Source organism: Sphingobium indicum BiD32 (assembly GCF_000382885.1).
In the GTDB taxonomy this organism is placed as follows: Bacteria; Pseudomonadota; Alphaproteobacteria; order Sphingomonadales; family Sphingomonadaceae; genus Sphingobium; species Sphingobium japonicum_C.
In genome coordinates this window covers 1-23,426 of sequence record NZ_CAVK010000007.1, presented here as the reverse complement: position 1 = coordinate 23,426, position 23,426 = coordinate 1, and the positions used below count along the sequence as shown (strand labels likewise).

36 protein-coding genes are annotated in these 23,426 nt (G+C 63.1%); 9 read left to right on the top strand and 27 right to left on the bottom strand.

The genetic code is table 11. The annotated features are described in order from the left end of the window. Nucleotides 1-95: 95 nt before the first annotated feature. Both serA and EBBID32_RS00615 read right to left on the bottom strand, forming a co-directional pair. The gene (gene serA, locus EBBID32_RS00620) at nucleotides 96-1,676 is read right to left on the bottom strand and encodes a phosphoglycerate dehydrogenase (protein WP_006948870.1); all 1,581 of its coding nucleotides are present in this window, start codon (nucleotides 1,674-1,676) and stop codon (nucleotides 96-98) included. A 127-nt stretch (nucleotides 1,677-1,803) separates the two neighbouring features. Next, nucleotides 1,804-2,964 (bottom strand): phosphoserine transaminase, encoded by a 1,161-nt coding sequence (locus tag EBBID32_RS00615; protein WP_006948866.1) that lies wholly within the window; start codon nucleotides 2,962-2,964, stop codon nucleotides 1,804-1,806. A 203-nt stretch (nucleotides 2,965-3,167) separates the two neighbouring features. Between EBBID32_RS00615 and EBBID32_RS00610 the strand changes: the two genes are divergently transcribed. The 4 genes from EBBID32_RS00610 (at nucleotide 3,168) to dapD (ending at nucleotide 6,366) form a co-directional block, all read left to right on the top strand. Further along, nucleotides 3,168-3,821 carry an extensin family protein gene (locus EBBID32_RS00610; protein WP_006948865.1) on the top strand — a complete coding sequence of 218 codons (654 nt, stop codon included), beginning with the start codon at nucleotides 3,168-3,170 and terminating at the stop codon, nucleotides 3,819-3,821. Between the two features lie 41 nt (nucleotides 3,822-3,862). Then, a complete protein-coding gene (locus EBBID32_RS00605; RefSeq protein ID WP_037487996.1) occupies nucleotides 3,863-4,738 on the top strand; it encodes an LOG family protein in 876 nt (291 codons plus the stop codon). A gap of 123 nt (nucleotides 4,739-4,861) precedes the next feature. After that, entirely contained in the window at nucleotides 4,862-5,533 is a 672-nt protein-coding gene (locus EBBID32_RS00600; protein WP_006948863.1) for a pyrimidine 5'-nucleotidase, read from the top strand. After that, nucleotides 5,530-6,366, top strand: a complete 837-nt coding sequence (dapD, locus tag EBBID32_RS00595) for a 2,3,4,5-tetrahydropyridine-2,6-dicarboxylate N-succinyltransferase (RefSeq protein WP_006948861.1) — start codon at nucleotides 5,530-5,532, stop codon at nucleotides 6,364-6,366. The genes EBBID32_RS00600 and dapD overlap by 4 nt, the downstream gene beginning before the upstream one ends. Nucleotides 6,367-6,442: 76 nt before the next feature. Here dapD and EBBID32_RS00590 read toward each other — a convergent pair whose 3' ends face one another. Genes EBBID32_RS00590 through EBBID32_RS00575 form a run of 4 tightly spaced genes read right to left on the bottom strand, consistent with a single transcriptional unit; the run spans nucleotide 6,443 to nucleotide 9,629 of the window. Beyond that, nucleotides 6,443-7,432 (bottom strand): DUF2891 domain-containing protein, encoded by a 990-nt coding sequence (locus EBBID32_RS00590; protein ID WP_006948859.1) that lies wholly within the window; start codon nucleotides 7,430-7,432, stop codon nucleotides 6,443-6,445. After that, on the bottom strand, nucleotides 7,429-8,364 hold the full coding sequence (locus EBBID32_RS00585; protein WP_006948858.1) for a DUF979 domain-containing protein: 936 nt from the start codon (nucleotides 8,362-8,364) through the stop codon (nucleotides 7,429-7,431). The genes EBBID32_RS00590 and EBBID32_RS00585 overlap by 4 nt, the downstream gene beginning before the upstream one ends. Then, nucleotides 8,361-9,029: a DUF969 domain-containing protein gene (locus EBBID32_RS00580; protein WP_006948856.1), complete on the bottom strand. Its 669-nt coding sequence runs from the start codon at nucleotides 9,027-9,029 to the stop codon at nucleotides 8,361-8,363. Before EBBID32_RS00580 ends, EBBID32_RS00585 begins: the two co-directional genes overlap by 4 nt. Before the next feature lie 12 nt (nucleotides 9,030-9,041). Then, nucleotides 9,042-9,629, bottom strand: coding sequence for a PAS domain-containing protein (locus EBBID32_RS00575; protein ID WP_006948855.1), 588 nt, complete (start codon nucleotides 9,627-9,629; stop codon nucleotides 9,042-9,044). 121 nt (nucleotides 9,630-9,750) lie between these two features. Here EBBID32_RS00575 and folE point away from each other — a divergent pair, with 121 nt between their 5' ends. Next, complete coding sequence (gene folE / locus EBBID32_RS00570; RefSeq protein WP_006948853.1) at nucleotides 9,751-10,368, top strand: GTP cyclohydrolase I FolE; 618 nt, start codon at nucleotides 9,751-9,753, stop codon at nucleotides 10,366-10,368. 17 nt (nucleotides 10,369-10,385) lie between these two features. Next, complete coding sequence (locus EBBID32_RS00565) at nucleotides 10,386-11,351, top strand: NAD(P)/FAD-dependent oxidoreductase (RefSeq protein ID WP_006948851.1); 966 nt, start codon at nucleotides 10,386-10,388, stop codon at nucleotides 11,349-11,351. 4 nt (nucleotides 11,352-11,355) lie between these two features. Here EBBID32_RS00565 and EBBID32_RS00560 read toward each other — a convergent pair whose 3' ends face one another. Together EBBID32_RS00560 and EBBID32_RS23915 are read right to left on the bottom strand one after the other, a co-directional pair. Beyond that, complete coding sequence (locus tag EBBID32_RS00560) at nucleotides 11,356-11,949, bottom strand: nitroreductase family protein (protein ID WP_006948849.1); 594 nt, start codon at nucleotides 11,947-11,949, stop codon at nucleotides 11,356-11,358. 66 nt (nucleotides 11,950-12,015) lie between these two features. Then, complete coding sequence (locus tag EBBID32_RS23915; RefSeq protein ID WP_156022430.1) at nucleotides 12,016-12,207, bottom strand: hypothetical protein; 192 nt, start codon at nucleotides 12,205-12,207, stop codon at nucleotides 12,016-12,018. A 293-nt stretch (nucleotides 12,208-12,500) separates the two neighbouring features. On the opposite strand from EBBID32_RS23915, the gene EBBID32_RS00555 reads away from it, so the two are divergent. Next, nucleotides 12,501-13,202 (top strand): response regulator, encoded by a 702-nt coding sequence (locus EBBID32_RS00555; RefSeq protein WP_006948846.1) that lies wholly within the window; start codon nucleotides 12,501-12,503, stop codon nucleotides 13,200-13,202. A 114-nt stretch (nucleotides 13,203-13,316) separates the two neighbouring features. Here the strand turns inward: EBBID32_RS00555 and EBBID32_RS00550 are convergent, their stop codons facing one another. The 19 genes from EBBID32_RS00550 to EBBID32_RS00460 form a co-directional block, all read right to left on the bottom strand. Beyond that, nucleotides 13,317-13,577: a hypothetical protein gene (locus EBBID32_RS00550; RefSeq protein WP_006948844.1), complete on the bottom strand. Its 261-nt coding sequence runs from the start codon at nucleotides 13,575-13,577 to the stop codon at nucleotides 13,317-13,319. Nucleotides 13,578-13,768: 191 nt separating this feature from the next. Continuing rightward, nucleotides 13,769-14,422, bottom strand: coding sequence for a glutathione S-transferase (locus tag EBBID32_RS00545; RefSeq protein ID WP_037487990.1), 654 nt, complete (start codon nucleotides 14,420-14,422; stop codon nucleotides 13,769-13,771). A 145-nt stretch (nucleotides 14,423-14,567) separates the two neighbouring features. Next, entirely contained in the window at nucleotides 14,568-14,798 is a 231-nt protein-coding gene (locus tag EBBID32_RS00540; protein ID WP_006948839.1) for a helix-turn-helix transcriptional regulator, read from the bottom strand. Further along, nucleotides 14,788-15,036, bottom strand: a complete 249-nt coding sequence (locus EBBID32_RS00535; protein ID WP_006948837.1) for a hypothetical protein — start codon at nucleotides 15,034-15,036, stop codon at nucleotides 14,788-14,790. Before EBBID32_RS00535 ends, EBBID32_RS00540 begins: the two co-directional genes overlap by 11 nt. After that, nucleotides 15,033-15,614 carry a hypothetical protein gene (locus EBBID32_RS00530; protein ID WP_006948831.1) on the bottom strand — a complete coding sequence of 194 codons (582 nt, stop codon included), beginning with the start codon at nucleotides 15,612-15,614 and terminating at the stop codon, nucleotides 15,033-15,035. The genes EBBID32_RS00535 and EBBID32_RS00530 overlap by 4 nt, the downstream gene beginning before the upstream one ends. Then, on the bottom strand, nucleotides 15,611-16,081 hold the full coding sequence (locus EBBID32_RS00525) for a hypothetical protein (protein WP_037487981.1): 471 nt from the start codon (nucleotides 16,079-16,081) through the stop codon (nucleotides 15,611-15,613). The genes EBBID32_RS00530 and EBBID32_RS00525 overlap by 4 nt, the downstream gene beginning before the upstream one ends. Beyond that, entirely contained in the window at nucleotides 16,074-16,334 is a 261-nt protein-coding gene (locus EBBID32_RS00520; protein WP_006948827.1) for a hypothetical protein, read from the bottom strand. Before EBBID32_RS00520 ends, EBBID32_RS00525 begins: the two co-directional genes overlap by 8 nt. A 140-nt stretch (nucleotides 16,335-16,474) precedes the next feature. Then, nucleotides 16,475-16,711 (bottom strand): hypothetical protein, encoded by a 237-nt coding sequence (locus EBBID32_RS00515; protein WP_006948825.1) that lies wholly within the window; start codon nucleotides 16,709-16,711, stop codon nucleotides 16,475-16,477. Beyond that, a complete protein-coding gene (locus EBBID32_RS23115) occupies nucleotides 16,704-17,885 on the bottom strand; it encodes a DUF6551 family protein (protein WP_006948823.1) in 1,182 nt (393 codons plus the stop codon). Before EBBID32_RS23115 ends, EBBID32_RS00515 begins: the two co-directional genes overlap by 8 nt. Beyond that, complete coding sequence (locus EBBID32_RS00505) at nucleotides 17,882-18,628, bottom strand: hypothetical protein (RefSeq protein ID WP_006948821.1); 747 nt, start codon at nucleotides 18,626-18,628, stop codon at nucleotides 17,882-17,884. The genes EBBID32_RS23115 and EBBID32_RS00505 overlap by 4 nt, the downstream gene beginning before the upstream one ends. After that, the gene (locus tag EBBID32_RS00500) at nucleotides 18,621-18,929 is read right to left on the bottom strand and encodes a hypothetical protein (protein ID WP_006948819.1); all 309 of its coding nucleotides are present in this window, start codon (nucleotides 18,927-18,929) and stop codon (nucleotides 18,621-18,623) included. Before EBBID32_RS00500 ends, EBBID32_RS00505 begins: the two co-directional genes overlap by 8 nt. Further along, nucleotides 18,926-19,354 carry a hypothetical protein gene (locus EBBID32_RS00495; RefSeq protein WP_006948817.1) on the bottom strand — a complete coding sequence of 143 codons (429 nt, stop codon included), beginning with the start codon at nucleotides 19,352-19,354 and terminating at the stop codon, nucleotides 18,926-18,928. The genes EBBID32_RS00500 and EBBID32_RS00495 overlap by 4 nt, the downstream gene beginning before the upstream one ends. Before the next feature lie 11 nt (nucleotides 19,355-19,365). Further along, nucleotides 19,366-19,686 (bottom strand): hypothetical protein, encoded by a 321-nt coding sequence (locus EBBID32_RS00490; RefSeq protein WP_006948815.1) that lies wholly within the window; start codon nucleotides 19,684-19,686, stop codon nucleotides 19,366-19,368. Then, on the bottom strand, nucleotides 19,680-19,898 hold the full coding sequence (locus tag EBBID32_RS00485; protein WP_037487970.1) for a hypothetical protein: 219 nt from the start codon (nucleotides 19,896-19,898) through the stop codon (nucleotides 19,680-19,682). Before EBBID32_RS00485 ends, EBBID32_RS00490 begins: the two co-directional genes overlap by 7 nt. After that, nucleotides 19,895-20,218: a hypothetical protein gene (locus EBBID32_RS00480; RefSeq protein WP_006948813.1), complete on the bottom strand. Its 324-nt coding sequence runs from the start codon at nucleotides 20,216-20,218 to the stop codon at nucleotides 19,895-19,897. The genes EBBID32_RS00485 and EBBID32_RS00480 overlap by 4 nt, the downstream gene beginning before the upstream one ends. Further along, nucleotides 20,215-20,934, bottom strand: a complete 720-nt coding sequence (locus tag EBBID32_RS00475) for a hypothetical protein (protein ID WP_006948811.1) — start codon at nucleotides 20,932-20,934, stop codon at nucleotides 20,215-20,217. Before EBBID32_RS00475 ends, EBBID32_RS00480 begins: the two co-directional genes overlap by 4 nt. Before the next feature lie 2 nt (nucleotides 20,935-20,936). Continuing rightward, complete coding sequence (locus tag EBBID32_RS00470; protein WP_037487968.1) at nucleotides 20,937-21,257, bottom strand: hypothetical protein; 321 nt, start codon at nucleotides 21,255-21,257, stop codon at nucleotides 20,937-20,939. 1 nt (nucleotide 21,258) lies between these two features. Next, complete coding sequence (locus EBBID32_RS00465; protein ID WP_037487966.1) at nucleotides 21,259-21,765, bottom strand: hypothetical protein; 507 nt, start codon at nucleotides 21,763-21,765, stop codon at nucleotides 21,259-21,261. A gap of 144 nt (nucleotides 21,766-21,909) precedes the next feature. Further along, complete coding sequence (locus EBBID32_RS00460) at nucleotides 21,910-22,779, bottom strand: S24 family peptidase (protein WP_231382065.1); 870 nt, start codon at nucleotides 22,777-22,779, stop codon at nucleotides 21,910-21,912. Nucleotides 22,780-22,809: 30 nt separating this feature from the next. Between EBBID32_RS00460 and EBBID32_RS25220 the strand changes: the two genes are divergently transcribed. Both EBBID32_RS25220 and EBBID32_RS00455 read left to right on the top strand, forming a co-directional pair. After that, on the top strand, nucleotides 22,810-23,025 hold the full coding sequence (locus EBBID32_RS25220) for a carph-isopro domain-containing protein (RefSeq protein WP_369384511.1): 216 nt from the start codon (nucleotides 22,810-22,812) through the stop codon (nucleotides 23,023-23,025). Between the two features lie 5 nt (nucleotides 23,026-23,030). Further along, the coding region (locus tag EBBID32_RS00455) for a CHC2 zinc finger domain-containing protein (RefSeq protein ID WP_037487985.1) at nucleotides 23,031-23,426 on the top strand (396 nt) is incomplete at its 3' end.

Below are 23,426 nucleotides of genomic sequence, written 5' to 3'. Positions count from 1 at the left end.
TCGAAATGGCGTATCGAAGGATTGCACGCTACCCCTCGATACGGGTCTTCGACTTCGCTCAGCCCCTACTCAGGGCGAACGGAAGTTGAAATGGATCACGCGAAGTGCAGCACCTTGACCTGCTTCACGCCTGCCAGGTTGCAGATTTCCCAGCGCAGCGGTTCGGTGACGGTGCCGTCGACCGAGAGCAGCAGCACGGCTTCGCCGCCCTGGTTGCGACGGCCGAGGTGGAAAGTGCCGATATTGACGTCGGCGGCGCCCAGCGTCGAACCCAGGCGGCCGATGAAACCGGGCGCGTCCTGGTTGACGATGTAGAGCATGGTGCCGTCCAGATCGGCCTCCACCTTGATGCCGAACAGTTCGACCAGACGCGGGCTGGCATGGCCGAACAAAGTGCCGGCGACCGAACGCTGACCGCTTTCGGTGGTGACGGTGACGCGCACCAGCGTCTGATAGTCGCCTTCGCGATCATGGCGCACTTCGCGCACGTCGAGGCCGCGTTCCTTGGCCAGGAAGGGCGCGTTGACCATGTTCACCGTGTCCGAATAGACCCGCATCAGGCCTGCCAGCACGGCGGCGGTGATCGGCTTCTGGTTCAGTTCGGCGGCATGGCCCTCTACCTCTACCGCGACGCCGGTGATCTGGTCGCCTTCCAGCTGGCCGACCAGGCTGCCCAGCTTTTCGGCAATCGCCATGTATGGCTTGAGCTTGGGGGCTTCCTCGGCCGACAGGCTGGGCACATTCAGCGCATTGGTGATGCCGCCGTCGAGCAGATAGTCGGACAGTTGCTCAGCGACCTGAAGCGCGACATTGACCTGCGCTTCGTCGGTCGATGCGCCCAGATGCGGGGTGCAGATGAAGTTCGGCGTGCCGAACAGCGGCGATTCCTTGGCCGGTTCGGTCTGGAACACGTCGAGCGCGGCGCCCGCGACCTGGCCCGAATCGAGCGCATCCTTGAGCGCGGCTTCGTCGATCAGCCCGCCACGCGCGCAGTTGACGATGCGCACGCCCTTCTTGGTCTTGGCGAGATTTTCGCGGCTGAGGATATTGCGGGTCTGGTCGGTCAGCGGCGTGTGCAGCGTGATGAAGTCGGCCTTGGCCAGCAGCGTGTCGAGATCGGCCTTTTCCACGCCCATTTCGATGGCGCGTTCGGGGGTGAGGAAGGGATCGAAGGCGACCACCTTCATTTTCAGGCCCAGCGCGCGGCTGGCGACGATCGAACCGATATTGCCCGCGCCGATGAGGCCCAGCGTCTTGCCGGTGACTTCCACGCCCATGAAGCCGTTTTTGGGCCACAGACCCTGCTGCGTCTGCGCATTGGCTTCGGGCAGCTGGCGGGCGAGTGCAAACATCAGCGCGATGGCATGTTCGGCGGTGGTGATCGAGTTGCCGAACGGGGTGTTCATGACGATCACGCCCTTGGCGCTGGCATAGGGGATGTCGACATTGTCGACGCCAATCCCTGCGCGGCCGATGACCTTCAGGTTGGTGGCGGCGTCGAGGATCGCCTTGGTCACCTTGGTCGAGGAGCGGATGGCGAGGCCGTCATAGTCGCCGATGATAGCGATCAGCTCTTCGGGGGTCTTGCCGGTGATGACATCGACGTCGACGCCGCGCTCACGGAAAATGGCGGCGGCGCGGGGGTCCATCTGGTCGGAAATAAGGACTTTGGGCATGACGAATTGCCTTTCTGTGCAATTCGTCATCCTGACGAAGGTCAGGATCTCAGGAGGCTATGCTTGTGCCTGGATGCCTGAGATCCCAGCCTTCGCTGGGATGACGGGTAATGATGGAGAAGAAAGTTCAGGCGGCCTTTACAGTCGCATAGGCCCAGTCGAGCCAGGGACCGAGCGCTGCGATGTCGGCGGTGTCGACGGTCGCGCCGCACCAGATGCGAAGCCCCGCGGGGGCATCGCGATAACCGGCGATGTCGAGCGCTGCGCCTTCCTTTTCGAGCAGGGCTGCGAACGCCTTGATAAAGGCTTCGTCGGCACCGGCGACGGTCAGGCAGACGCTGGTTTTCGAGCGCGAGGCTTCATCGACCGCGAGATGGCCGAGCCAGTCGCGCTCCGCCACGATCTTGTCCAGAGCCGCGGCATTGGCGTCCGAACGGGCGATCAGGCCAGCGGCGCCGCCGATCGACTTGCCCCATTCCAGCGCGAAGATCGCATCCTCGACCGCCAGCATGGACGGGGTGTTGATCGTCTCGCCCTTGAACACGCCTTCGGTCAGCTTGCCCTTGGAGACGAGCCGGAAAACCTTGGGCAGCGGCCAGGCGGGGGTGTAGCTTTCGAGCCGTTCGACGGCGCGGGGACCAAGGATCAGCACGCCATGGCCGCCCTCGCCGCCCAGCACCTTCTGCCAGGAGAAGGTGGCGACGTCGATCTTGGCCCAGTCGATGTCATAGGCGAACACCGCGCTGGTCGCGTCGGCGAAGGTCAGGCCTTCGCGATCCGCCGGGATGAAATCGGCGTTTGGCACGCGCACGCCGCTGGTGGTGCCGTTCCAGGTGAACAACACGTCGGTGCTGAAATCGACCGCCGACAGATCAGGCAGCTGGCCATAGTCGGCGCGGATGACGGTGGGGTCGAGCTTCAACTGCTTGGCAGCGTCCGTCACCCAGCCTTCGCCGAAGCTTTCCCAGGCGATGGTGGTAACCGGGCGCGCGCCCAGCATCGTCCACATCGCCATTTCAAACGCGCCGGTGTCGGAACCCGGCACAATGCCGATGCGGTGGGTGTCGGGCAGGTTCAGCAGCTCGCGCATCAAATCGATGCAATAAGCGAGCCGGGTCTTGCCAATCTTGCTGCGGTGCGAACGGCCAAGCGAGTCGGTGGCGAGCGCAGCGGCGCTCCAGCCCGGAGGCTTGGCACAGGGACCGGACGAGAAAAAGGGACGGGCCGGAAGGATTGCGGGCTTTACGGCAGGCGCAACGGTGGCGTCAACGGCAGTCAAATCAGTCATGTAGCTTCTCCTTACAGAGAGCAGCGCGGCGTTGGGACCGCGTGGCCCGCTGGTCCCACTAGAGATTTTGGCTGAACTGTCAAGGCGGTTGCAAAAACGGCCAAGTGCTAAAAACGGGACGAGCCGTGGCCGCCGTTAACCATCGGCAAGACTTGTCCTGCTACCATGGCTGGCTCCTGATAGAGCGGGCGAGGACGATGAGGATGTTTCGCGGCGCGGCGCTGGCCGTGACGATGGCGATGATGCTGAGCGCGTGCGGCGGCGATCTGGTGCCGCGCGGCCGGGTGGAGCGAGTCTCCAAGCCCGTTCGTCCGGCTGCGCCGCCACCGATGGCGGTGCGCCAGTGCCTGGCGAAACTCAATGCGCAGGCGATCGCCTACACCCCGCTGCCCGACCAGAATTTCGGCGGTGGATGCAGTGCGCTGGGCAGCGTCAAGCTGCTAGACTTTGGCGTGCCCGCGACCAATCTGGGCGCGATGACCTGCCAGTTGGCCGCCAATTTCGCCGCCTGGGCGCGTTATGGCGTGCAACCCGCCGCGCGCACCATATTGGGGACGGAGATTGTGCGGATCGAGACGTTCGGCACCTATAATTGCCGCCCGATCGCCGGCAGCGGCAAATTGTCCGAACATGCCCATAGCAATGCGATCGACATCGCCGCCTTCATACTGGCCGACGGGCGCAGGATCAGCGTCGAACAGGGATGGAGCGGGGACAAGACCACCCGTCAATTCCTGCAAGTCGTCCATGCCAGCGCGTGCAAGCGGTTCAACACCGTCCTCAGCCCCGACTATAACGCGGCGCATCACGACCATTTTCATTTCGACATGGGCGGCAAAGGGGGCTTTTGCCGCTAAGCCGTCTTGGCAATGTCATCCGCGCCCCTTACGTCGTGGGGATGACAAAGAAAGACATTGAAGAACGCAAATTCCGCCCCGCCAGCCAGGAGGCGGCAGACGCCCGCAAGGCGATCGGCACACCCCAGACCAGCAGCAGCGCCTATCGGCTGGCCTTTCAGGACACCGAATTCCTGCTGCGCGAAGATTTGCGACCCGTCCGCTTCCAGCTGGAGCTGTTGAAGCCGCAATTGTTGATGGACGAAGCGCGAATCGAATCGACCTTCGTATTTTACGGCTCCGCCCGCATCCCCGAACCCGATCAGGTGCAGGCACGCATCGACGCCGCGCAGACGCCGGAACAGAAGCGCATCGCGCAAAATCTGGGCAAAAAGGCGCATTATTATGACGAAGCCCGCAAGCTGGCGGGCATCGCGGCGCAATATCCGGTGAACGAGGCGGGATGCCGCCACTTCGTCGTCTGTTCGGGCGGTGGCCCCTCGATCATGGAAGCGGCCAATCGCGGCGCGGCCGATGTCGGCCAGACGACGATCGGCATGAACATCGTCCTCCCCCACGAACAGGCCCCCAACCGCTTCGTCACCCCGGAGCTGAGTTTCCAGTTCCACTATTTCGCCCTGCGCAAGATGCACTTCCTGCTGCGCGCGCGGGCGCTGGCCGTGTTCCCCGGTGGGTTCGGCACGTTTGACGAGATGTTCGAGCTGCTCACCCTCATTCAGACCGGCAAGATGAAGCCGATCCCGATCCTGCTGTTCGGCAAGAGCTTCTGGAACCGGGTGGTCGATTTCGAGGCGCTGGCGGACGAAGGTGTGATCGCACCCGCCGACCTCAACCTCATCACCTGGGTCGAAAGTGCCGAGGAAGCCTGGCACGCGGTCCAGGCCTTCTATCAGGACAGCGAACCGCTGGGATGTTGAGCGACACATCCCCCTCTTCCAACTTCGCCTAGGCCCTTCGGGCCAAGGCTGCGTATCCTTCTCCCCCCACGGGGAGAAGGTTAGTGGCTTGCCCTTCCCGGCGCACGGGACTAGGGCGCGGCCATGCTTGGCGATCTGGCCCATGTCGATACCTGGATCTTCGATCTGGACAACACGCTCTATCCGGCGAAGGCGGACCTGTTCGCGCTGATCGACGTGAAGATGGGCGAGTTTATCCAGGGGCTGCTGGGTTGCGACCCGGTGGTGGCCCGCGAAACCCAGAAGCGCTATTTTCTGGAGCATGGCACGACCCTGTCGGGACTGATGCACCATCATGGCATCGAGCCGCGCGATTTCCTCGACTATGTCCATGACATTTCGATGGACCGGCTGGAGGTCGATGCCGATCTCAACGCCCATATCGCGGCGCTGCCGGGCCGCCGCCTGATCTTCACCAATGGCGATGCGGCCTATGCGGGGCGGGTGCTGGACAGGCTGGGCCTTGCCGAGACGTTCGAGCTGATCCACGATATTCACGCCTGCCAATATGTGCCCAAGCCCGATCCGTCGGGCTATGCCGAACTGTGCCGCGTGCATGATGTCGATCCGACCCGCGCCGCCTTTTTCGAGGATATGGCCCGCAACCTGAAGCCCGCCAAGGCGATCGGCATGGCGACCATCTGGGTCAATAATGGCTCCGAAGCGGGCAATCATGATCATCATCCCGATTTCATCGATTTTGAGACCGACCATCTGAGGCCTTTTCTGGCCAGCATCCTTGGGGAAAGCGCATGACCGACCTGCAAACAACGATCGACGCCGCCTGGGAGGACCGGGCCAATGTGAACCTGACCACGCAAGGCGCAGTGCGCGACGCCGTGAACGAGGCGCTGGCCCTGCTCGACAGCGGCAAGGCCCGCGTCGCCGAGCCGGTGGACGGCGGCTGGCAGGTCAACCAGTGGCTCAAAAAGGCGGTGCTGCTGTCGTTTCGCCTGAACGACAATGCGCTGATCGAAAACGGCCCCGGCGGCGGTTTTTGGTGGGACAAGGTGCCGAGCAAATTCGCCGGATGGGGCGAGGCGGAATTCCGCGCCGCCGGTTTCCGCGCGGTGCCGGGCGCATTCGCCCGCGCCGGCGCGCATATCGCCAAAAATGCGATCCTGATGCCCAGCTTCGTCAATATCGGCGCATTCGTCGATGAAGGCACGATGGTCGACGCCTGGGTGACGGTGGGCAGCTGCGCCCAGATCGGCAAAAATGTCCATCTGTCGGGCGGTGTCGGCATTGGTGGCGTGCTGGAGCCGTTGCAGGCCGACCCGGTGATCATCGAGGATGACTGTTTCATCGGCGCGCGGTCCGAAGTGGTCGAAGGCGTGCGCATCGGCAAGGGATCGGTCCTGTCGATGGGCGTGTTCATCGGCCAGTCGACCAAGATCATCGACCGGGCGACCGGCGAAATCTTCATCGGCGAAGTCCCGCCCTATTCGGTGGTCGTGCCGGGATCGCTGCCCGGCAAGTCGCTGCCCGACGGCACGCCGGGGCCGAGCCTTTATTGCGCGGTGATCGTCAAGCGGGTGGACGCGCAGACCCGGTCCAAGACCGGGATCAACGATCTGCTGCGGGATTGATTGGCGCGGGGGAGCGTCCTGTCGATAGCCCCCTCCGTCAGCCCTGCGGGCCGCCACCTCCCCGTGCCGGGGAGGATCATTCCAGCGCCAGCAGCGCGAACGTCGCCAGCCAATGTTCCCCCATATAGTCGCCTGCGACATGGGGAAGGCTGGCGGCGATATGCCGTTCCGCCGCGTCGAGCGCCAATGCCGCGACGGAGTCGTCGGGTCCCAGCGCCGCCGCGATCGCGCGCCAGCACCAGGCGCGGCTGAGGTTCAGCCCATCGAGATGGGCGATCTTGCCATCGCTGCGATCCGACACGGTGGCGGGGTTGAACAATGTCGCCGGTTCGCCCTGCGCCAGATAGGGCAGGAAGGCGTGGAACCAGTCGGCAAAATCCGCCCGCGCCAGCAGGCGGCTCATCAGCAGCGCCTCGCACAGAGCGGGGGAGAGAAATTCGTCGCCGCCCGGCTCCCACGCCTGACAGGCCCGGTCAGCGCCAAACCAGTGCAGCGCCCGATCGCGGATCAATGCCACCAGCGCGGGGTCGCGCCCGTCGGCCCATTCCAGCGCCAGCACCAGCGCGAAGGCGATGTTGAAATGGGTGCCTACTCGTAGCGGATAGGTGAGTTTGGGCAGGAAGTCATGGAAACGCGCCGCGAACGCCAGCGCCAGCGGCTCCACCGCCGCCGCCCATGGCGCATCATGCCGCGCCAGTTCGCCATGCAGCGCCAGCGCCCAGGCCCAGCCATAGGGCCGCTCAAAACCCGTGGCAGTCGGCCGGTCGAGGAAGGCCAGTTCGCCCGCCACCTTGTCTGGGACCAGCATCGTATCGGCCTGCGCGCGAATGGCATTGGCTTGCGGCATGTCCGGGTAGAGCCGCAGCAGCCGCATCACCTGCCACCAGCCATGGACGCAGCTATGCCAGTCGAAACTGCCGTGGAAGATCGGGTGATGCGCCACCGGTTCGCGCGCATCCTGCGGCCCGGCCAGCACCAGATCCATCTTATAGGGATAGCGTCGCCCCAGATGGGACAGGGTCAGCGCGGCAAAGCCATTGGCCATGGCGGGGGTCAGAGGGGTCATGGGAAAGCCAGCCAGTAAATCAGCGCGATATTGACGACGAGCAGCGGCAGCGCCGTGCCGACCTGCTGCCTTATGACGCCATGCTTGTCCTTGAGTTCCAGCAAGGCGGCGGGGACGAGGTTGAAATTGGCCGCCATCGGCGTCAGCAGCGTGCCGCAGAAACCCGCCAGCATCCCGATGGCGCAGACGATCGCCGGATCGCCATGATAGGTGCGGATCAGCAACGGCACGCCGATCGCGGCGGTCATCACCGGGAAGGCGGCAAAGGCATTGCCCATGACGATGGTGAACAGCGCCATGCCAAGGCCATAGGCGATCACTGCGCCCAGCAGACTGCCTTGCGGGATCGCCTGACTGACCAGCCCGCCGACCGCATCGCCCACACCGGCGAGCGCGAATACCGCGCCCAGGCTGGCGAGCATCTGCGGCAATATCGCCGCCCAGCCGACCTGGTCCATCAGCCGCCGCCCTTGTTGCAGCGGCACGACCGGCGACGCGCGCAGCCACAGGCAACCGACCAGCAGCGCGATCAGCACGCCCAGCGCCAGCGCGATCAGCGTCGCCTGCTTGCCGTCGATCCAGCCGGGCATCTCCTTGAACAGCAATGTGCCGACCAACGCGGTCACCGGAATGACCAGCGCGATGGCGAACAGCCCGTTGCCCAAACGCCCCGCCCGTTCCTGCCGCACAGCGTCCGGCACTACGCCGCCGCCACGGCCCAGCCCGGATGCCGCAAGGCCGACCAGTCCCAGCACCAGCACGCCATTGCCAAGGTCGCCAAGGGCATCGCCCGCCCACATCGACAAGGCCAGCAGCGCCCAGAAGGCCGCAGTCCGCCGCGCGCGCTTGTTGCTTTTGTCGGCTACCCCCAAAATGGCGAAGGCGGCGAAGATCGCGCCCGCCAGCGCATAGACCCAGTGCAGCGTTATCATGGCCGTTCCGCCCGGTTGAGGCGACGATCCAGCCGCCGCAGCCGAAACCCATGGATCAGGAAGGCGGCAATCGCGGTCGGGATCGCCCAGACCGACAGCTGGAGCGGTTCCAGCAGGATGCCATATTGTTCCAGCAGCCCCTTGATCAGCAGGATCGATCCGATGGCGAGAAAGATGTCCTCGCCAAAGAACAGCCCGACATTGTCGGTCGCCGCCGTCATCGCCTTGACCTTCTCGCGCTCCGCGTCATCCAGTCCGCCCGACTGCCGCTCGGCGGCGGCCTCCGCGATCGGCGCGACCAGCGGGCGCACCGTCTGCGCATGCCCCGCCACCGATGTGAGGCCGACCGCCGCCAGCCCCTGCCGCACCAGCAGATAGCCCGTCAGGAACCGGCCGACCGTCGCCCCGCGCATCCGCCCGATCAGCCCGCGCGCGCGCTCCTGTAGCCCGAACGCCTCCAGCAGGCCGACGACCGGCAGCACGATCCAGATGATGCTGACATAGCGCGCCTCGTTGAACGCCTTGCCAAAGGCGGCGAGCAGGACGAGCGGGTCCAGTCCCGCCGCGATCCCGGTAACGAGCGCCGACGCCAGGATGACGAGCAGCGGGTTGAAGCGCAGCACGAAACCCGCAACGATAACCGCAATGCCCAGCAGCACCCACATCAGCCGGGTACCCTAATAGCCCGCCTCTATAGCCAGCCTGATTCCCTCCGCCCCGGTCCTGACGCCCAGCGCCTTGAGCATCGCGGCGCGGTGCATCTTCACCGTGCGTTCGGTCAGGCCCAGATCCCAGGCGATCTGCTTGTTGAGCTTGCCCGCCGCCATCGCGATCAGCACGTCGCGCTGGCGCGATGTCAGCGCGGCGATCCGTTCGCGCGCGCCCGACGATCGCTCCGCCCCGGCTGCGTTCGGGGTTTCCACCGCCATTTGCGAACCCAGAAAATAATCCAGTTCGCCATCCACGCCAAAAATCGGCGCGACCATCACCGCGTTGCGGAACGGCGTGCCGTCCTTGCGATAATTTAATATCTCGACCAGCACCGGCCGTCGTTCCCGCACACCAGACCGGATCGTCTCGCTCAACCAGGGTTCGGTATCCGGCCCGGACAGGAAGCGGCAATTGCGGCCGACGATTTCCTCCCGCGCGTAACCGGTCAGCGCGATGAAGGCTTCATTGCATTCGACAATCGGATTGTCGGGCAGGCGCGGATTGCTGATCACGGCGGCGATTGCGCTGTTGGCGATCATTTCGGTCAGGGACATGGCTACTCACAGACTGGCGGGCGATCGGCGGATGCGGTGCCCCTTTGGGCATGTTGCCCCAAATGCCCTGCCTGCCGCAAGCAGGCTGCATCAGGCCCCTGATGAACGAAAGGGAAAGGCCATGAATTTCATTCCCCGCGACCTTGGCGACTATGCCTTCGACGATGAAGGCCGCCCGCTCGTGCCGCAGGCGGTGCAGGACGCGGTGCGCACCCTCATCCGCTGGGCAGGCGATGATCCCGAACGCGAGGGGTTGCGCGATACGCCGGCGCGGGTCGGCCGGGCGTGGCGCGACTATTGCACCGGCTATGATGAGGATCCCGGCCGCCACCTGTCCCGCACATTCGAGGAAGTGGGCGGCTATGACGAGATCGTGCTGCTAAAGGATATTCCGTTCCAGTCGCATTGCGAACATCATATGGCGCCGATCACCGGCAAGGCATCGATCGCCTATCTGCCGCGCGACCGGGTGGTTGGCATATCGAAACTCGCCCGCGTCCTGCACGGCTTTGCCCGACGCTTGCAGGTGCAGGAACGGCTGACCGCAGAGGTGGCGCAGAGCATCCAGGATCACCTCCAGCCCCATGGCGTCGCCGTGGTGATAGAGGCGCAGCATGGCTGCATGACCGGCCGGGGCGTCCGCACGCCCGGCGTCGCCATGGTCACCAGCCGCCTGCTCGGCTGCTTCCTGGACGATCGCGCCAGCCGCCGCGAACTGCTCGCGCTCATGGGCTATTGAAACAGGGGCATGACAGGGTGACGCTGGCGATCATAGGCGCAGGCATGGCGGGACTGGCCTGCGCCGACCGGCTGGCGGAGGACGGCCTATCCGTCCGCCTGTTCGACAAGGGGCGCGGGCCGGGCGGGCGCATGTCGACCCGCCGGGTGGAAACCTCCGCTGGCACCGCCAGTTTCGACCATGGCGCCCAATATTTCACTGTGCGCGACCCGCTGTTCCGCGATCAGGTCGATGCCTGGGCCACAGCCGGGGTGGTAGTCCCCTGGCCGGAAGTGGGCGCGGACGCCTGGATCGGCAACCCGGCGATGAATGCGCCGATCCGGCATATGGCCGCGGCGCATCAGGTCGATTTCCAGCATCACGTCCATGGCCTGCAACGCGATGCCGCTGGCTGGTGGGTGCGGCTGGACACAGGCATGGAAGGGCCATTTGACGCCGCGATCGTCGCGCTGCCATCCGAACAGGCCGCTACGATATTGGGGCTGCACGATCTGGCGATGGCGCGGGTGGCGATGACGGCGCGTTCGCAACCTTGCTGGACCGCGATGATCGCCTTTGCGCAGCCGGTCGATCTGCCGGTCGATCATGTCAGCGGCGGCGGCATATTGTCCTGGGCGGCGCGCAACAGCGCCAAGCCAGGCCGCGACGGGCCGGAAGCCTGGGTCGTGCAGGCAAATGGCGCCTGGTCGGCGGCGCATCTGGAGGAAAGCCCGCACAGCATCGGTCCGCTGCTGCTCGATGCGCTGGCGCAGATGACCGGCGGCGCAGGGCTGCCATCCGTGGCGCACCTGACCGCGCATCGCTGGCGCTTTGCCATGTCGCGCGGCACCGACAATGGCGCGCTGTGGAACGAGGATATAAGGCTGGGTGCGTGCGGCGACTGGCTGCTGGGGCCGCGCGTCGAACTGGCCTGGCTGTCAGGCCGGATGCTCGGCGCGCGGGTTGCGCAGGATATGGCGCTGCCGCTCACCCCATCCGCCTGATGCCCTAATCCACGAAATTGCCCGATCGGGCGAACGTCTCTATCGGCTTGCGATCGCTGGGGATTTCGCGGGCTTGCAAGGCTTCGGGCAGGACCGACTTGTCGCCCATCCGCCCGATCGCCACTGCGGCTTCGATACGGAAACGATCCGGCACGGCCAGTTCGCTGCGCGCCGCGTCGAAATCCACGCCGCTCATCGCATGGCTGTGATAGCCCAGCCGCGTCGCCTGCAAGGCCAGCAATGCCCAGGCCGCGCCCGCATCAAAACTATGGCTGTGCGACGGTTTGACATTGTCCGATCCCGGCGCGGCGGTCAGCGTGTCGGACAGAACATAGACGAGCGCGCCTGCATGTTGCACCCAGCTCTGGTTGAACGGCAGCAGGACGCCGAGAAACCGGCTCCAGTCCGCGCTGTCGCGATGGGCATAGAGGAAGCGCCAGGGTTGATAGTTGAACGCCGACGGCGCCCAGCGGGCCGCATCGAACAGCGTGTCGAGGTCCGCCTGCGGGATCGGCGAACTGTCAAAGGCGCGTGGCGACCAGCGTTCCAGAAACAGCGGATCGACCGCGCGGGTCACGGTACGGGGACTGGTGGCCATGAAGGCTCCTTGCATGAATATGAAAGACCGGCGCAATATAGGATGGATATTGCGGTTGCGAAGGGGTCAGCGGATCGCTTCGCGCGCCTGTCCCGACCGGTCGCCCGGATCGCGCGACTGCATAAAAGCATCGGCGTCCCGTTCCAGCAGGATCACCGTAGGTTCACGCAACACCGCCTGCGCCAGTCGCGCCCGCAACCGGGCGAAACGCCCGTCCTGCCCCTGCCGTTCGATCATGCGTCCTCCCTGCCGACTCATGCAGCTTATCTATCGATCCTATAGACAAAAATCGCTCAAGCAATGCTGGGCAGCGGGACAGAAATGCTTTTGGGGGGGAAATGCGTGGCGGCCATGCGCTAAGCCCCGTGCAAATAGCATCGACGCGCACCTGTTTTCGGCGCTACAGCGATATTGTGACCCCGTCGCGCGCCCGATATCAGGCCGGAGGCGACCGACCGGGCCGATGCGGCACGATCCGGTCGATGCCTGCTTCACCCTGACACTGCCCCGGCCGCTCCGCCTGTCCGATCCCCCGTTGACGGAATCCACCCATGCCCCTTCGCCACTGCCTGCTCATCATCGACGACGAACCGCAGATCCGCCGCCTGATCCAGGCCGCACTGACCCGTGCCGATTATGAGACGGTGGAAGCCGCGACCGCGCGGGAGGGGATGGAAGCGTTGCGCAGGGTGCGTCCTGCCATCACCCTGCTGGATCTGGGCCTGCCCGATCGTGACGGGCTGGAACTGGTGCCTCTGATCAAGAAGGAGACGGACACCACGCTGATCATCCTGTCGGCGCGCGACGCCACGGACGAGAAGGTTGCGGCGCTCGATCTGGGTGCGGACGATTATCTGACCAAGCCGTTCGATACCGACGAACTGCTGGCGCGGGTGCGGGTAGCGCTGCGCAACCGGCTGGCCCGCGCGGGCGGCGCCGCGCAATTGCAGGCCGGCAATATCGTCATCGACCTGCTGGCCCATATCGTCACCCGCGACGGACAGGAAATCCATCTGACGCCCAAGGAATATGGGGTGCTGGCGCAGCTTGCCCGCTTTCCCGGCCGGGTGATCACCCACAAGCAGATCATGGACCAGGTCTGGCCCAACGAATATGCCCATCATGTCGAATATCTGCGCGTCCTGGTCCGCACCCTGCGCCAGAAGCTGGAGGCCGACCCGCAACGACCGCAGATCATCTGCAACGAACCGGGGATCGGCTATCGCCTGAAAATGACGGATATTGGGGCGTGACGGGAATCGGCGGCGATGATCGCCAGAATCGGGTCAGGCCGGTCTGGCAGGACCGGCCACCCGTCTCAATGGCGGGCAGGTCCCGCTCCCCAGGAGCGGGTGCCTGCGATAGCATCAGCGCTGGGCCAGCTGGACGCTCGACTTGCGGCTGATGGTCAGGCCATTGCGCGCCCATTCGGCCTTCGACTGGCACTGGGTCACGGGGACCAGCGAACCGGTCACGGTTTCACGGAAGCAATAGCGGTCGGTCTTGGCGTCATAGGTCACCTTGGCCTTGCCAAAGCTGCCATGCGATTGAGCAAAAGCAGGGGTGCTGGCGGCCGAAACGGCGAGGGTGGCGGCGACAATGGCGGCGGCGAAAGCGATGGTCTTCATGATGTTTGTCCTTCCCTGAACAATGATTGGCGATCCGTTCTGGATCATGCCAACACCATTGCAGGAGGCGTGCCAGTTTGGAGAAAGCCCGGAAAAACGCGGTTCCTGATGGGACTTTTCTAAAATTCGCCGGATATTTGACCAGCAGTTGGGAATGGTTCCGAATTATCTGCAAATATTTCGCGTGAAAATCAGAAATTGCCTCGATCGCCCATTGCAGGGCCAAAAATCACCGGCGCCTCCCCCTCGCGCCAAGGCGCAATGCGCAGCATGGCCGTGGCGAACAGGGCGCTTTGCAAATGGGTATCAAGCCAGCGGTGCAGATGGGGCAGCGCCTGCGCCGCAAACCAGGCCGGGTCGATCGCTGCAAACTGGCGAACGAAGGGGAAGATCGCCATGTCGGCCAGCCCGCGCGTCGCACCGCATAGCTGATCGCTGTCGCGCAACCGCGTGTCGAGCGCGTGCAACCAATCGAGCGCCGCAGCACGGTGGACCGCCGGATCGCTGCCATGGCGGTCGGGATATTTGGTGCGGTCCAGATGCTGTTTGAACGGACCGTCATTGCCCGCGATCAGCCCGGCATCGTCCCGCACCAGCCACCCCTCCGGGTCGGAACGGGCCAGCGCCCAGCGCATGATGTCGATACTCTGGTCGATCACCTGCCCGTCGGGCAGCAGCAATACCGGCACGGTCGCCTTGGGGGACGCCTGCCGCAGCGCGTCCGGCTTGTCGCGCAGCACCACTTCACGCAGCACCACCGCCTGTCCGCTCACCAGCAAAGCCAGCCGCGCACGGATAGCATAGGGGCAGCGGCGGAAGCTGTAGAGGATGGGCAAGGACGACATGGGAACATTGTCCATATCGTGCAACATCCCCGTTACAGCAATGGCTTGAAGGGGAAACTGGCGGAGAGGCAGCCCGTCGAAACTAACGCAATATATCGCAGTTTTCCATCGCTTTATGGAAGCATAACCGGTGCGATACCCCGCATTATACCCCCGTGTCATTTTGGGCCTGTGCGTTCCATCCCATTGGGTTTTCTATCCACGCGTTGATATCCGATTCGTACCACGCCACCAGACCATCGCTGATGCGATAGGACGCGGGGAACGTCCCCTTTGCGATCTTGCGATAGATCGTGGCGCTGGACAGGGTCGTGCGGCACTTCACCTCCGCAATGCGGAGCAGGTTGTCGCGGCGGCGATCGGGATTACTGGCCATGATCGTCCTCCCTTACGCAAGGCACGATGCCCTTCATGTCGCTGGCGCAGACCGCGCAGTCGCAGGTTCGCGCGAGCGCCCTGCCCCGCTTGATCCCGGCGAGCGAGGCGCGCACCTTATGACCGCGATCCCACTGGCCTGCGTCAATCTCGGCGCGGCAATTGCAGCGCTTGTGGCTGTCGGGGTTTAGTGTTGCTTTCACGATCTCGCGGGCTTGGATGATGTCGGGATCGGTCATTGCGTCGGCTCGCTTCGCTGGAAAGGCACGACATTGGCATCGATCATGTCGAAAACCGGAATGCCCAACTGCTTCGCCCATTTTTCGGCAGCAGCCCTGATGTCGTGGGCGGTTCCTGCCAGTTTTACATCGCGCGGAATATCCTGTGTGCCATCGGGTTTGATGACGCTGGCGACGAATATCGGCTGCCCTTGAACGCTGCCCGCCGCGATCTGGACATGGCCCTCCGCCTTGCACCATCCTGACGGCGCTGGCTGGGGATCGGGAAGCGGCACCCACATCGTCGGGTCAATGCCATTGAAGCCCTCATCGTGCCATCCGTCGTCGCAGCGGGTCGCTGGCACCCATTGACACGGCGAATTGTAGGCCGGATCATAGGCCAATATCCATCGGTCGTCGTCCGGCGCTTTGTCGATTGGCTTAGGAACGCCAATATCGCGCAGGGCACGGCTGGCCTCGGAGATCATATTCGCACATCGGCTGAGCATCTGGCGGTCGTCACGCGCTTCATCCTCCGGTGACATGATGTCGAGCCAGCAGGCATCAAGGCGGGCGGTGAGGTCGAGAATGTCTGTCATTGCTTCGTAGCCCCTATCCCGACGGCCTGGACGACATCGGCGCGCGTCATGGCGTGGATGCCGTCAAGGGCGCTCAGGACCGTTTCCTTGGGCATATGGGCCACCGCCATGATGGCAGCGGCCTTCCACAGCGCGCAGGCTCCTTCTATCGGCGCGAACGTGCGATCGTTTGCTTCCGTCGCCAAATGGACCGCCACCGCCTCCGTCTCGTCTTCCGTCATTTCGGCCTTTGGTTTCAATTCGCCCTTGGCGATAGTCGCCTTCATCTGGTCATGCTGACGTCTAAGCACTTCAGAGCGAAAGCCCTGGATGATGATGTGGACATAGATCACGGGCAGAGTGACATATGGTGCGAGATCGTCAGGGGCTCGCGCGCTATCTGTCTGCATGATGTCGGCGATCGGCGGCAAAAGGGTTTCAACATAAGCTGCCACGTCAAAGGCATTCATGGTCCGGTGATCAGTCATCGCGACCTCCAGAAACCCCAACGATGCCCAGCCGCTTCCGCGCGCGCTTGGATTGTTCCAGCTGAAACTTTGCTGCATCCACCCGCGCAATCTCTCCCCTGATACGCATCGCGCGCTCAACTGCCTCGATTTCAAGGTCGCTCAGGTCGCTGAATTGTTTGAAGTCGGGGTGTTCGTAAAACGGCGGCTGCGGCGGGATCGTCTCCATCCAGTCGGCCATAGCGCGCACGCGGTCGATACGAATATCAGTCAATGTCGTTCTCCAAAAGGCATGGATAATCCGGGTGGCCCGTCAGGCAGGACAGGCAGTCGCAGGCTGATGTTGGTTCGCTTTGTGTAACGTCACAGCCGGTTTCATGAGCGACAAGCGAGCTTGTGTATGATCCACGATCGTCAAGCATCGACGGCCCCGCGATGATTATGATGAATGACAGGGCACCCGTGTTCGCTCGCCAGATCGCGCGCATATGCGGACGCATCGGCTGCTTGATCGAATGTCCGCTGGCTCGCGATCACGCGGTGCTGGAACATCACGACCATGGTGATGTAGCCAAATTCGTGGACATCGACCCGGTAGCCGATTGCAGGCAACGCAGCCGGGCGGAATGGCAAAACCGTGGCGTTAGTCACCCTTCACCTCCGGCTCTTCGTCATAGGCCATCAGCAGCACATGGCGTAGAGCCAGCGCCCTGTCCCCGCCGCCGCCCTTAGTTTCGTTCAGGAAACTCGCCCATTCGCGCTGGTCGCGCTTAAGCAGGGCGTGAAACATGCGGTCGGGATCGAAGTCGGCGGGCGGATTGATTGCCAGCTTGGTCAGCGCCGTGAACATGCTCGACCCAGCGTTCAGGACTTCATCGGGCCATGCCTCATGCATGATGTGCAGAGCATCGGCGCAGACCTTCGCGCCATGCTTGCGCAACACCTTGGCGATGGCGCTGGTGAATGCGACTTCCCCCGGCACCCAGCTTTGCGATCCCGTCTTGCGCGAAACGGTGAATCCTGCCCCTTTGATGATATCGGCTATCTCGATCGCCTCGCTGTCACCGCTGGCGATGGCCGCGTGGAAGTCGTCCAGCCGGTTCATCGGCTTGCGCGCCCGGTTCATGGCGACGAACATGGCCGCCTCATCCGCGACGCTGCCATAGACACCAACGCAACATGGCAGGAACGGGATATCGCCGCGCAGCATCGCCGCTGCCAGCCGATGCTGGCCGTCGATGACCCAGAGCGAGCCGTCGTCACGCTTGGACACGACCAGCGGCAGGCACATGCGCCAATCCCATCCAGCCGCGATCTTCTTGATGAGCGCCTGGCTTGCTCCGTTTTCGGTCGAGCGCTGGTAGCTGTCGTCAAGGTTCAGTTCGGACGGGTGCCGGTTCTCCACAGATGGCGGATTGCCCTTGGCGGCAGGCCATTTCCGGGGGGATGATTGGGATTTGGCGACCCGTCCTACAGAAGCGGCAGTTTTCTTCGGACTTGGGGCCGATTCGCTCGCTAGTTTCGCCGCAGATTGCGGAACAACTCGAGCGATGACTTTGGGGTCCGGTGCGAACCGATCCTCCATCTCCTGCAACGTGCGCTGCACTTCGCTGGGCTGGCAGGCATAGATGTTGCCCTTATACTCGAAGATGACATTGCCCGGATGAACGCGAGCCTGCCCCATTTCCGAATGGATCAGGAATGTTCCGTTGGGTTGCACCGCGTCGGCCTTCTTCGCCGCGACCCATTCGGGCATGGCGCTGGAAGGCTGATAGACCCATATGTGGCTGGGCGGCGTCGTGGTGGGATAAGAAGCGCCCCTCATAGAACCTCCTCAAAAATGCGGTCGAACGCTGCCAGTGCGGCGGGATCGGGAATGAGGTCGGCCAGCGTCGCGTCGCTATCTGCGAACATCTTGGCGTTCAGGCTGAGGTGGCCCCATTTCGATGCAAAGCTGTCGCGGGCGACGCGGGCAAAACGCTCGACATTCTCGCGCAGGTCCGCTTCGCTGATCGTGCCGTCCAGCAGGGCAATGTAGGCCTCGCTGGTGACGTCGTCGTGCAGATGCTGGTCCAGCCATCGCGGGACATAGGATGCGATGCGCCGATAGAGATGGTCACGGATTGGCCGACTTACGCTCGGCGCAGTCTCCATCCGCCGCGCGCGCTCCATCGCCTTGCGGCGGTCGCGCTGGGCCGGGGTGAGGTGGCGCTGGTATTGGCGCACAGCCGAACTGTCTATGCCGAACCTGGTGCCGATCTCCATATAGGTCTCGCCCGTCATAATCGCGGCGATCACCGACGCGCGACGTGCTAGCATTTCAGGGGTGTCCGCCTTCCCTCCGACGCCAGCAGTCCGCCCACAGATGCGGGGGTGAAAGCGCGGCTGGCCGCATTGGCACAATGGCAATGTGCCGGTTGCCTGCATGATCGCGATGAACGGCTTCGCGGCTCTACTTACGGCCTGATTGCCCAAGTCCATGGCCACCGCGATCTGGCGCAGGCTGAGCGATACCGGCAACAGGTCGATGATGATCTGGCGCTGCGCGTCGGTGATCTTGTCACGCATGATCGCGCCTCCCCGTTTGAGCCGGGCGACTGGGGGGATTGTCGCCCGGCTCGTCCGGTCGCCGTTGGGAGGGGGCAGCGGCCGGAATTGAGTCAGCCTCGGCTTTCGCGCGAAGCACTTCCTGAAAAACGATCATGACACTGCCGGGGCGCTCGGCGGCCTGCGTCTGCGCCACCGTGACAGCCTCGTCCAGCGTCGGGTAGCGGGTGCGCGGCAACGTGCTGCCGGGGCGCATTGTGCGGCCCTTGCGCGCCACCATGAAGGCGGGGATATTGGGCGTTGTGAGGCGGACGTTCGTCATTGCCGTGGCTCTGCGCTGGCGCGAGCATCGAGCGACGCTTTCAGGATATTCTGTGCTTCCAATACGAGCGAAACACCCGCTTGATGGTGACCGCGCCACGCCCGGTCCTCCGGCATCCGCTCGATCATCCCGCCAGCATCAACCGCCAGGAGCATGGCGTGAGCGCGACGGACGGCGTCCTCCAATTCGCACACCGCCTGCAAATGCCTGCTGTTCCGCACACTCGCATCGGCATCGGGCGATGCGTCAGTCGTTAGGAAAGCCTGGAACGCCCGATGTGTTGCGACTGCGGCGTTGAAGCGTTCGGAGGCAGTTGCCTTCGGGTCGGCGCAAACGATAGTATGGGCAGCGTTGGCATCGACATAGCGGTCATAGGCGGTCTGGAGCGCACTGTCGGCGCGGGCAATGGCGTCGGTCTCTGGCATGGCGGTATCCTTCATGCTGCGATCGGGAATAGGTTACGGACGCGGCTGGGCAACGGGTGCGGCTCGCCATCGCCGGGGCCATCGTCATCCGGACCGTCAACGTCCGGGTCCGGGTCGCGCTGCGGCTGGTCGAAGTCGGCGCAAGAACGGCTGAAATGGACGATGGGCTGGAAGGCGACCCACTGGCCGTCCATCTCGAACATGCTGGCCGGGGCCATCTCGCAGGCACCAACGTCGGACGAGATATCCTCCAGCGCGGGCTGCCGCATGTCGGAGGGGACGCCCTGTCGCCAGTGACGGCAATTCCGGCATATGGCGTAGCGCTTCAGCATGGCAAGCGACCCTCCCATTCGCCGCAGCGGTGATCCTGATGGATGGCCGGGAAGGCGAACATGCCCTCATCGCCGTTTTCGCCTGGCAGCCAGACAGGCGGATTACGGCGGCACAGCCCGACGTCATCCGTTCGCACCAAGTCGCTGGGCGGGCGGTCGGAGCCGTTGACCCCGCCTGCAAGGAAGTGGATGCATTTGGAGCAGCGGCTCATCGAGCGTCCCCTTTAATACCGGCGATGAGGCTGGATGCGAGAAGCGACACGTCGTCCCCCACTGCGAAATGAACGCGGTGCACGGTGTCTTGAACTGCCTGCCGCTGTTCAGACGGAAGCGATTTGAGCAGAGCGAGCAGAATCAACAGTTCGGGCGATCGGCGGGCCTGCGAAAGCATCGCCTCCGCGTCCCGTGCGCGCGGCAGCTTATATTCGCCGGGCCATGGATTTTCGGCCTTGAACTGACGAACGGCGCGAATGCTGCGCTGCTGCACCTTTCGCGGGGCGGCGGTGGGCAGGCGAATGACGGTGCCGTTCATTCCGCCCTCCAATTGAGGTTCCGGAGTATGATCGCGACTTCCGAATCGTCGGGATCGGTGTCGATCTGGAGCAGGCGCTTTGCTTCGGCACACAGGCCCTCGTGGAAGCCGTTCATGTCGCGGTCGTTGTCGAAGCAAATGAGATATTTGATCGTGAACTCTTGCAGCGACGGCGCAGGGATATCGAGCAAGAGATGTTCGGCATTGCACCTGACGTCCTGTAGCTGCTCCATTGCAGCTTCAACGGCTTTCGAGTTTCCCGGCCCGCCTGCTTTTTCGCGTTCATAACCGGGGGTCCAGATGCGGCGGTCATAGTCCTGCTCTGCGAGCAAAGCGGCGCGATACGCCCGCAAGGCCGCGTCCCAGTCCTTCGGAAGCCGTTCATACAGGTCGGCAAGCAATACTTCGGCGTTCAAGAGGGCATCCCGCTGCGCGGAACTTACGGCCAAGACCAGCTGATCGCCGTCCAGCCCGCGATGTTCGTAGTGGAGCCGGATGATCGCTTTTGCGATAACGTCCGAAAGCGACAACGCCTTGAACGTCGAGATCGCGGCGAACGGCGCATCTTCGCTGTCGTCCGTTCCATCACGAACGGATTCGCCATAGGCTTTGATGAGTTGCAGCAGATTGTAGCTGGTGCCGTAAGGCATCGGCGGCAACTCATAAACGATATCGGAAATCTCAGGGTTTGGCCAAGGTTTGAACTGGAAAGCCATGGTCACGCCTCCTTTGAACGGCGCGCGCGATCTTCCTCGCGCACATGCTTGTAAGCGGCCAGCAGCGTGGACACGCCGGACAGCGCGTCATGGAAAAGCTCACCAGACAGTTCTCTGAAGCAAGACTCCCTGCCGTCGGCCATTTCGCCCTTCATTTGGGCGATGGACAAGAGCCGGTCGGCTTCCTGATCGACCTGAAATGCACTGGCGAGCAACGCAAGGATGGCATGTGCCTGATCCAGCGCCTGGTCGGCGTCCACGATTGGACTGGTGCAAGAAAGAGTGGTCTCCAGAAGCGACGGAAATTTCGCGGCGTCGACCATCTCAGCGACCCTCCGCATCGGCGCGGCGCATGTCGGACAAGATGACATCCTGCCGGATGGAACGCGCCAGTTCCGGGTGGATTTCCCCGATGCCATCAATGACCGCCGGTCTATTTCGGGCAATCACTGCAGCTATCGCGGTCAGTGCTGCCTTTATGCCTTCGCAGAGCTTTTCCGTGTGCGTGTCGCCTGGCGCGACAGTGTCGGGAAGTTGGTCGCCCAACATCGAGGCGAAGCCTGCCAAAATCAGTAGATCCCGGTCGTCATCTTCAGGAAGGGCGTGGAGCAGCGCAAACTGCGTGTCGCACAACGCTTCGAATGTTCGATCATGCGCGATGCGGAAAGCGGGATGCTTGCGGCGGGAAGCCTGTCGATCGGCGCTGGTAAAAAGGTTTTCGTTGGCATTGAGATGCATCGCTAAAGCTACAAGGGTCGAAACCTTGTCTTCAGGGCGCAATTCTTCGTTGCACGGAGCGGTATCGCTCCGCGCCTTGGAGGCGTCGGCCATTTAGGAAACTCCTGTCTAAACGACAGGGTTGGCCCATGCGGACGCCCTGCCTGCAACACCGTCTTCGGCCCGTGGGCGATCAGGTGATGAGGCATGGTTACGCTCGTTAACCTTATGTGTCAAACGTAATTTACGTTTTACACGTCATATCCCGAAAAGCTCCGATAGCGGGATTACGCGGTGGATGCTTGCCACGCGCTCCATAGGCACTCTAAATCTGATAGCAGGGTGATACTGCTCAAGCTCCAGATATGACCCGGTTCGTTTGACAAGGGTCTTGATGAGGCCAGCCGTTATTTCTTGCCCATCGTCCATCGGGCGAAGCAATTGAACGATCACATCGTCACCAATAGAAGGAGGCCGCTTGGAATCTACGAATAATGGATCGCCCGCCCTATAGCGAGGTTCCATGGACGATCCTGACACATACAGCGCATATACTTTAAGGTCTGACGCTATACCAAAGGGCCTGCGGGCATAGGTTATCGTTTCGCCCATCTCAAAGACGGTCTGCTCTACGCCTGGTGAAGTGCCGTCTTCTGAAAAATCAAGGTCTGCGGCAAGAACGGTCCCATAAACAGGGACACGTTGCTCTGTTATATTTTTTTGCGGAGCGGATCGCTCATCCGATTTTTGCCCGGGCGGCGGCGGCACGCGGAACTCAATCTCGACGTCCTTTCCCCCTCGCGTGCCAGGCGCTCGGCGACCAGGGTCCCTAAATCGACTTGGCCATGCTCGCGGTCGCGCCAGTTCAAAAATGTCCTCTTGCTCAATCGGGGGTTCACCTTTCCCGACGAGAGCAATTGCGAGCCGCTCGGCGATAGCACCGTTGAGCGGTTGCGCATCATAATCCGGACTGAACATCATTTGGACGCTTGATGGGCCTTTATAGCCTGCAAGCTTCGCGACCTCGGCAAGAGATATTCCTGCTCGTTCGCGAAGGTCAGATAGGGCTTGGCCGGTAGTTTTCGTTTCCATACGCGATCCATAACGCAGTTGCGTTACGTTTTCCACGTTGCCAATCTTACGTCCAGAGCGTAAACCATGTTTATGTCAATCAGACCTGTCTTATCCCGCCTCGGCGGCCTCTCCGCTGTAGCGCGAGAGCTGAAACACAAAAATGCCAGCACCGTTCAAGGATGGTGGGACCGAGATGTTATTCCAGCACGCCGTCAGCGTGAAGTTCTCGATCTTGGACTTCGGCTCGGCAAGCCAATCGACCCTGTCGAATTGATACCGTCACCGACCGAGGCTGAATAACCGCCATGCCGGGGGCCAAACAATCACGCCGCCAGCGATCGGCCGCAGAGGCCGATGCATTCCAGCGCGCCGTCAGTGACGCGCGCGACCGGCACAACCTGTCCGATATCGTGGCGCGTCATACGGCCCTGCGCAAACGGGGCGGGCGCGAGCTGGTTGGCCTTTGTCCGTTCCATGACGAACGGACACCCAGCTTCGAGGTCAATGACGCCAAAGGCACCTATTACTGTCACGGGTGCGGGGCCGGGGGTGACGCGATCACGCTTCTCATGAAGAAAGACGGAATGCCGTTTGCTGATGCTGTCGAATGGCTGTTGGGCGACAGCCTACCCGTGGTGCCTCCCGAAGAGCGGACGCGCCGCAAGGAAGCGGACGCGCGCGAGACGGCGGAACGCATCGCT